This is a genomic window from Corallincola holothuriorum, from assembly GCF_003336225.1.
Lineage (GTDB): Bacteria > Pseudomonadota > Gammaproteobacteria > Enterobacterales > Neiellaceae > Corallincola > Corallincola holothuriorum.
This window is the reverse complement of record NZ_QPID01000011.1, coordinates 176,318-183,343: the sequence shown is the minus strand read 5'-3', so window position 1 is coordinate 183,343 and position 7,026 is coordinate 176,318. Positions and strand designations below refer to the sequence as shown.

Genomic DNA, 7,026 nt, shown 5'->3' with positions numbered 1-7,026 from the left:
AGCAAGATACGAACAATGCGAGTTAAGGCGCAAGGATACCGCTCTAAAGAGCGTTATAAGCGGGCAATTATGTTTCATTTCGGTGGGCTGGACTTGGCACCTACCCACTCTAATTAGTGAAGGGCCAAATTTGTCCAGTGAAAATCAGCGCAAACTTGCAGGAAGAAAAAAGCCGCCCATTTGGGCGGCTTCATTTTCAACGCACACTTGAGGCGCATAAGCCTTTATAGCCTGTGTGCTAGTGCTCTATTTGGGGTAGCAGTATTTAGCATTGCTCACTTAACTAACGTCTGGATTACGGCAACCACTTCATCACGTTTAGCTTTGTCCAATGCGTCAGCATGCGGCTGCGCAAAGCATCGTGCATCATTGTCGTAATACTTACCTGATGCGTCAGCAAACTCGTCAGACACGGCTGCGCGTACCAAGATATCTGCACCAATGCTCAGATCATTACCCGCCATTCCATACGCGTCTTTGACCATTTTACTGGCCAAAAACGAAGCAGGGTTCACCGCAACGATCACTGGCGCTTGTGCGCCAAACTGCTCAGTAAGATCTTCTGCCATTGCCATGCTCCACATGGTCAGTGCCAGTTTGCTCTGGGCATAAGCAGCACCGTCAGGTAACCCGCCCTGACCTTGCAACGCGCTCCCCTCCATAGCGCTGATATCCACCGGGGCTTGCGCCGCCGATGACAGGTTAACTACGCGCCCCTGTTTCGCCAACATAGGTAACAGCTTCTGGGTGAGCAGATAGGGTGCCAGGGTGTTCACTACAAACCTGACATCTAATCCCGCAGGCGTCAGAGGGTTAGGCACATTGAACACGCCAGCATTGTTAATCAGTACATCTAATGTTTGATGCTTTGCCGTTAGGTCAGCGGCAACGGCAGTGGCCAGCGCTTCCACACCTGCCATATCAGAAAGATCGGCGACATACCCCGCTACCGAGCCGTTATTCACGGCCTGCGCGGCCAGTTCGGTTTTTACCTTATTGAGTTTGTCGGCATTTCGGCCATGAAGCAGGATCCTGTGGCCCTGTGCCAACAGCATGTTGGCCGTGGCTAGGCCAATGCCATCGGTCGAGCCGGTAATCAATATGGTTTTCTGCATGTTGCGTTCTCTCTTTAATCCTACGGTGTCGAACGGTGCGCGGATCGCACCGTTCAAGCCTGTTTAACTTAGTTGATATCCTGAACCTGCATCACCAAATCTGGCCAGTTGTGCTGATTATCGATATCAAACTGCAGCCCTTTTTCATCTGCAACAGTAAAACGCTTAATTGCGGCGGTTTTACTGGTGGCCTGATACAGCCAGTAGGCTTCCGCTTTCAGCGCTTCTGCTATCGGCTTATCGATAGACTCATACACCGCTTGCTTACAAGCGTTAATTGATTCGGCTGGGAACTGTGCAATACGCTGGGCCAGGGTGTCGACATATTCGCCGATCTCGTCCGGCTCCAGTGCTTTATTGATGGTGCCATAGGCTTCGGCTTCGTCGGCGCTAAAGTCTCGGGCACTGAGGATAATTTCGAGCGCGCGGCCCAAACCAACCTGGCGCGCCATACGTGATGCTCCGCCACCACAAGGCAAGATGCCCATACCCACTTCCATCTGCATCAGTTTGTATTTGCCCCGCGCAGCAAAGCGCATATCGCAAGCCAGCGCAAACTCGTGACCGCCACCACGGGCATATCCTTCCAATTTGGCGATGGTGGCCTGTGGCAGTTTACTGATCAGCTCCAGCACCGCTTGCAGATCCAATAGCTTTGCTTCATCGCGAGACACCGCCTCTGTCGACATCTCTTTCAGCAAGTTGGTGTCGTAATGACACACCCAAATATCCGGGTTAGCCGACTGAAACACCACCACCTTGATATCGCGGTCACGCTCTAAGCGCAGCGCCAGCGTATTCAGATCGGCCAGCATCTCTTGCCCCTGCACGTTAACCGGGCCGAAGTCGAATGTGACAGTAAGAATGCCGCTGTCAGCGACCGCATTGAATGTAGTAAAGCCTTGGTAACTCATAATCTTTCCCTTAACTGGTTATCGGTGGCGATAGTTGTGAGTACAGCGATAAGGTTAGTTACGAGTCGGTCTATTGAAAATGAACAATATTCCAGAATCAGTTTTTAGATTTTGTTGATAATCAGTCGCAACACGCGTTCAGTAACGCGGTCAGCAGTTTGGGAACAAAGCATAAATAGAAAAGCGAACGCAACCCACTAGGCGCGCGGCAAACAAGTCTCTTACCTATCAATCATATCCGGCAACAACACTCAACTTTTACCTCTTCGACTAAAGTCCAATACCCCGTTTTCATTCCAAGGTCTAGATTTGGTTCACTGCCAAAAGCGACCGCACAACGTGGTTGCTAGAAGATGATAATAATTTTGGGGGAAGGAATGGCATTTGAATCGGACGAGGCCAAAACGGCCTATTGGAAAGCCAACCTGAAACTGATGCTGGGGTTACTCGGCGTCTGGTTTGTAGTCTCTTATGGCTTCGGTATTTTACTGGTTGATCAACTCAACGCGTTCCGCATTGGCGGGGTCAAGCTGGGCTTTTGGTTTGCTCAGCAAGGCGCCATCTATGTCTTTGTGGCACTGATTTTTGTCTATGTCTGGCAGATGAACAAGCTAGACGAAAAATTTGGCGTTCACGAGGAGTAAACGGACATGGATATTCAAGTACTGACTTTTATTCTGGTTGGATTGTCATTTGCCCTCTATATCGGCATTGCTATATGGGCCAGAGCCGGCTCAACCAAAGAGTTCTACGTGGCTGGCGGCGGTGTAAATCCGCTAGCAAATGGTATGGCCACCGCGGCAGACTGGATGAGCGCGGCGTCGTTTATCTCTATGGCGGGGTTAATCTCGTTTATGGGGTATGACGGTGCGGTTTACCTATTGGGTTGGACCGGTGGTTACGTGCTATTAGCCCTCTGCTTAGCACCTTACCTACGTAAGTTCGGCAAATTCACTGTGCCGGACTTTATTGGTGACAGATATTACTCCCAAACCGCTCGCACCGTGGCTGTTATCTGCGCCATTTTCATCTCCTTCACTTACGTCGCCGGGCAGATGCGTGGCGTCGGTGTGGTATTCAGCCGCTTTCTTGAAGTGGATATCACGCTTGGGGTGATCATCGGCATGAGTATCGTGTTCTTCTACGCCGTACTCGGTGGTATGAAAGGGATCACCTACACCCAAGTAGCGCAATACTGTGTACTGATTTTTGCTTACCTGGTCCCCGCGGTATTTATCTCCATCATGATGACCGACACCGTTCTTCCGCAGATAGGTCTGGGAGCAGAATTAGCGTCTGAGCCTGGGGTCTACTTGATGGACAAACTCGATGGCTTGTCCACCGAACTTGGGTTCGCCGCGTATACGGAGGGGACGAAAAGTACCATCGACGTGTTCTTTATTACCGCGGCGTTGATGGTGGGTACCGCTGGACTACCCCATGTGATCGTGCGCTTCTTTACGGTGCCTAGAGTAAAAGATGCCCGCATCAGTGCCGGCTGGGCGTTGATCTTTATCGCCTTGTTGTACACCACGGCCCCCGCCATTGCCGCCTTTGCTCGGGTAAACATGATCACCACGATCAATGGTCCTGAAGCCCAAGGTACCAACTACAGTGAAGCCCCCTCCTGGATTAAGAACTGGGAAGAGACCGGACTGATCAGTTGGGATGATAAAAATAGTGACGGCAAAATGTTTTACGCTGGTGATGAGCGCAACGAGATGAAAATCGACCGCGACATCATGGTACTGGCTAATCCAGAGATCGCTCAGTTGCCGAACTGGGTTGTAGCGCTGGTTGCTGCCGGTGGTGTAGCAGCCGCCCTATCAACGGCGGCGGGATTACTGCTGGTTATCTCAACGTCGATATCCCACGATCTGCTGAAACGAAACCTGATGCCAGACATTACCGATAAACAAGAGCTGCTCGCCGCCCGAGTGGCAGCCGCCGCGGCTATCTGTGTCGCCGGTTACTTTGGAGTCAATCCGCCGGGATTTGTCGCACAGGTGGTCGCCTTCGCGTTCGGCTTGGCCGCCAGTAGCTTCTTCCCGGCCATCGTTATGGGGATCTTTGTTAAGTCAATGAACAAAGAGGGCGCCATCAGCGGCATGCTGGCAGGGATCACCTTTACTACTGCCTATATCGTCTACTTTAAGTTTATTAACCCAGCCGCTAACGTGCCGGAAAACTGGTTATTCAGTATTTCACCTGAAGGCATTGGTACCCTGGGTATGTTACTGAACTTTGCTGTAGCGATTGCGGTCAGCCGTATCACTAAATCTACACCGCAAGAGGTGCAGGATATGGTGGAGAGCATCCGCTTCCCGAAAGGTGCAGGTGAAGCCACCGCGCACTAAAAACTGTGTAACAGAATAGCCAACAGGCACAGGGAAGTGCTGAGGCCAATAACTAAACTTATGAGTCAGGAGCAGCAGCGATGAACGACCCGGATCAGTTTCCGGAGATCATCCAGTTTATGCAACAAGCAGCGCCTTTTCCGGGACTTCCGGACGAGGCGCTGCGCCATTGTGTCAGTCAATTTTCTATTCACTACCTAAAAGCTGGCGATCACTCAGATCGATTGCAGGATCCGGCTATCTACTGGCTTCGTACTGGCATCGCCAAGATCACCGATAAGCATTTACGGCTCTACGATCAGCTGGAGGAGAGTGGATGTTTTGGTCTGGCTTTGGCTGGCTTACCCGACGATGCCAAACTAACCATCGTCGAAGATGCGCTGGTATATCGCCTCTCTCAGCAGGATGCACAAACATTAGCGACCGAGCATCGCGTATTTAAGCAGTTTATTCAGCAAAGCTCTTCCCGTTACCTTCGTCATGCCAACAACCCCATTCAGGAACAGGTACTGAATCTGTCACTGCGGCAGTTTATCCGTCGCGAGCCAGTCACCATCAGCCCCGACGCCAGCGCACAGCAAGCCGCTCACCTAATGAGCCAGTTGCACGTGTCTTGCCTGCCGGTGCAGCAAAACGGACATCTACTCGGCATTATTACCGACAGAGATCTTCGCGCCCGCTTAGTTGCCAAGGGGTTGCCAGCAGACACTCAAGTCAAACAGGTGATGTCCACGCCCGTCGATACCGTAGATGCAAAACAGCAGGTAATGGACGCACTACTGCTGATGTCGGTCAAGCGGGTACATCACCTGCCTATTATCGATGGCAAACAACTGGTGGGTATTATTACCTCCACCGACCTGATGCAACTGCAGCAGCAATCACCGATATTTATTGCCGGAGAGATCGCTCGGCAAACCGAGCTAGCAGGCCTAATTAGTTGCTGTAAACGCATGCCAGAATTCCTGATCCAACTGATGGCCGCCAATGTCCAGCCCGAGCGGATCGGCGCTGTACTGTCGGGAATATACGATAGCGTGACACAACGGCTCTTAGCATTAGCTGAAGCGCGTTTTGGCCCACCACCACAAGCCTATTGTTGGGTTGTCTTTGGTAGCCACGCCAGACAAGAGCTGCACTTAGCCAGCGATCAAGACAACGCGCTGCTTCTGGCGCAGGAGCCCAGCGCAAGTGATTCAGCCTATTTTGATGAGATGTGCCGCTGGGTGTGTGATGCCCTCAATGCCTGTGGCTTGGTCACCTGCCCCGGCAATATTATGGCCAGTAACCCTGAGATGCGCGGCTCAGTTAAGCAGTGGCAAAGCAAATTTGAAAAGTGGCTACAGCAGCCCACACCACAAGCATTGCTAAAATCAAACATCTTCTTCGACCTACGCCCTTTGTTTGGTGAGATGGGGTTAGCCGACATTCTCAGCCAACAGATCGCCAAGCAGACCCAAAATAATCAGATGTTCCTCGCCATGCTGGCACAGGTAGCTGCAGCCAACAGCCCACCACTGGGCTTATTTGGCCAACTAAAAACCGAAAAAGATCCGTTGCGAGGCGCCTGTGTTGACCTGAAAAAAGCCGGGCTTTCACTGCTCACCGATGTCGCCCGCCTTTATGCTTTGGCCTCTGGTACACCGGCCGTACAAACACTCGAACGCCTGGAGGCTGCTGTCGAGCAGGGTAAACTGTCCAGCCAAGACAAAGATGAGCTGACACTCTGCTATCAACGACTATTGACCTTCAGACAGCAACAGCAACAAACCGATCTGCAGCACCAGCGCAGCAGCGGCAATCTTTTGGCCGTCGACCAACTAACGCCATTCGATAAACATCAGCTAAAAGATATCTTCGCCGTGCTCGACCGCTGCCAACAGGCGATCTTGCTTAAATTTGCCGGAGGGCGCGGTTGAACGCCTTGGCGAACCTGCTTCCCTTAGCGCTATGGCGGCCTTGGATTCGTTGGCAAAGTCAGCGGTTATCCCCACAGCTGCCCGCCCCCTTGCGGGACTATTACCAAGGGGTTGCCGATGCGGTCACTGGCAATATTGCCGAGGCAAAACTGCTGGCGCTGGATCTGGAGCTTACCGCGCTGACACCCGACAAGGGCGAAATCGTATCGGTCGGCTGCGTGCCAATAGACAACTTAGGTATACAGCTTGCCGGTGCCCAACAATGGATAGTGCAACCCAAAGGAGGAGTAGGTGAAAGCGCCGTCCACCACCAATTGACTGACACCGCAGTGAATGCCGGTGAAGCATTGGCTGGAGTGCTGCCGAAATTGCTGCAACAAGCAGAGGGGCGTATTCTGCTGATCCACCACGCAGAGCTGGATCTGGCGTTCATCAGGCAAGCGTTACAGACAGAATATGGCTTAGTACCGCCACTTCCAGCGATCGACACCATGCACTTGGCGGCGGCAATACAGCGCTATCACCACCCCGAGCAACCACCCAATCGATTACGCCTTAGTGAACTGCGGCAAGATTACCAACTGCCCGCCCATCACGGCCATCAGGCATTAACCGACGCCATCGCCTGCGCGGAACTATTTTTTGCGCAATTGAGTCATCGATACCAGCAAGCACCCGATGTTTCTGCTTTACTTTCAGCAAGATAATAACCATTGATGCA

The 7,026-nt window shown here is 52.1% G+C and carries 6 protein-coding genes; 4 read left to right on the top strand and 2 right to left on the bottom strand.

Features of this window, described 5'->3' with window-relative positions; translation table 11 throughout:
- Positions 1 to 275: 275 nt before the first annotated feature.
- Positions 276 to 1,115 (bottom strand): SDR family NAD(P)-dependent oxidoreductase, encoded by an 840-nt coding sequence (locus DU002_RS16650; RefSeq protein WP_114339566.1) that lies wholly within the window; start codon positions 1,113 to 1,115, stop codon positions 276 to 278.
- A 68-nt stretch (positions 1,116 to 1,183) separates the two neighbouring features.
- Positions 1,184 to 2,029: an enoyl-CoA hydratase/isomerase family protein gene (locus DU002_RS16645; protein WP_114339565.1), complete on the bottom strand. Its 846-nt coding sequence runs from the start codon at positions 2,027 to 2,029 to the stop codon at positions 1,184 to 1,186.
- Between the two features lie 377 nt (positions 2,030 to 2,406).
- On the opposite strand from DU002_RS16645, the gene DU002_RS16640 reads away from it, so the two are divergent.
- From DU002_RS16640 to DU002_RS16625, 4 genes are all read left to right on the top strand, one after another.
- Entirely contained in the window at positions 2,407 to 2,673 is a 267-nt protein-coding gene (locus DU002_RS16640) for a DUF4212 domain-containing protein (protein WP_114339564.1), read from the top strand.
- A 6-nt stretch (positions 2,674 to 2,679) separates the two neighbouring features.
- Positions 2,680 to 4,386 (top strand): sodium:solute symporter family protein, encoded by a 1,707-nt coding sequence (locus tag DU002_RS16635; RefSeq protein WP_114339563.1) that lies wholly within the window; start codon positions 2,680 to 2,682, stop codon positions 4,384 to 4,386.
- 80 nt (positions 4,387 to 4,466) lie between these two features.
- A complete protein-coding gene (locus DU002_RS16630; RefSeq protein ID WP_114339562.1) occupies positions 4,467 to 6,305 on the top strand; it encodes a DUF294 nucleotidyltransferase-like domain-containing protein in 1,839 nt (612 codons plus the stop codon).
- Positions 6,302 to 7,012, top strand: coding sequence for an exonuclease domain-containing protein (locus DU002_RS16625; protein WP_158538107.1), 711 nt, complete (start codon positions 6,302 to 6,304; stop codon positions 7,010 to 7,012). Before DU002_RS16630 ends, DU002_RS16625 begins: the two co-directional genes overlap by 4 nt.
- Positions 7,013 to 7,026: the final 14 nt, after the last annotated feature.

What these genes read in the sequence shown, in the direction of transcription:
- DU002_RS16650 (WP_114339566.1), bottom strand. Translation starts at nt 1,115, where the DNA reads ATGCAGAAAACCATATTGATTACCGGCTCGACCGATGGCATTGGCCTA.
- DU002_RS16645 (WP_114339565.1), bottom strand. Translation starts at nt 2,029, where the DNA reads ATGAGTTACCAAGGCTTTACTACATTCAATGCGGTCGCTGACAGCGGC.
- DU002_RS16640 (WP_114339564.1), top strand. Translation starts at nt 2,407, where the DNA reads ATGGCATTTGAATCGGACGAGGCCAAAACGGCCTATTGGAAAGCCAAC.
- DU002_RS16635 (WP_114339563.1), top strand. Translation starts at nt 2,680, where the DNA reads ATGGATATTCAAGTACTGACTTTTATTCTGGTTGGATTGTCATTTGCC.
- DU002_RS16630 (WP_114339562.1), top strand. Translation starts at nt 4,467, where the DNA reads ATGAACGACCCGGATCAGTTTCCGGAGATCATCCAGTTTATGCAACAA.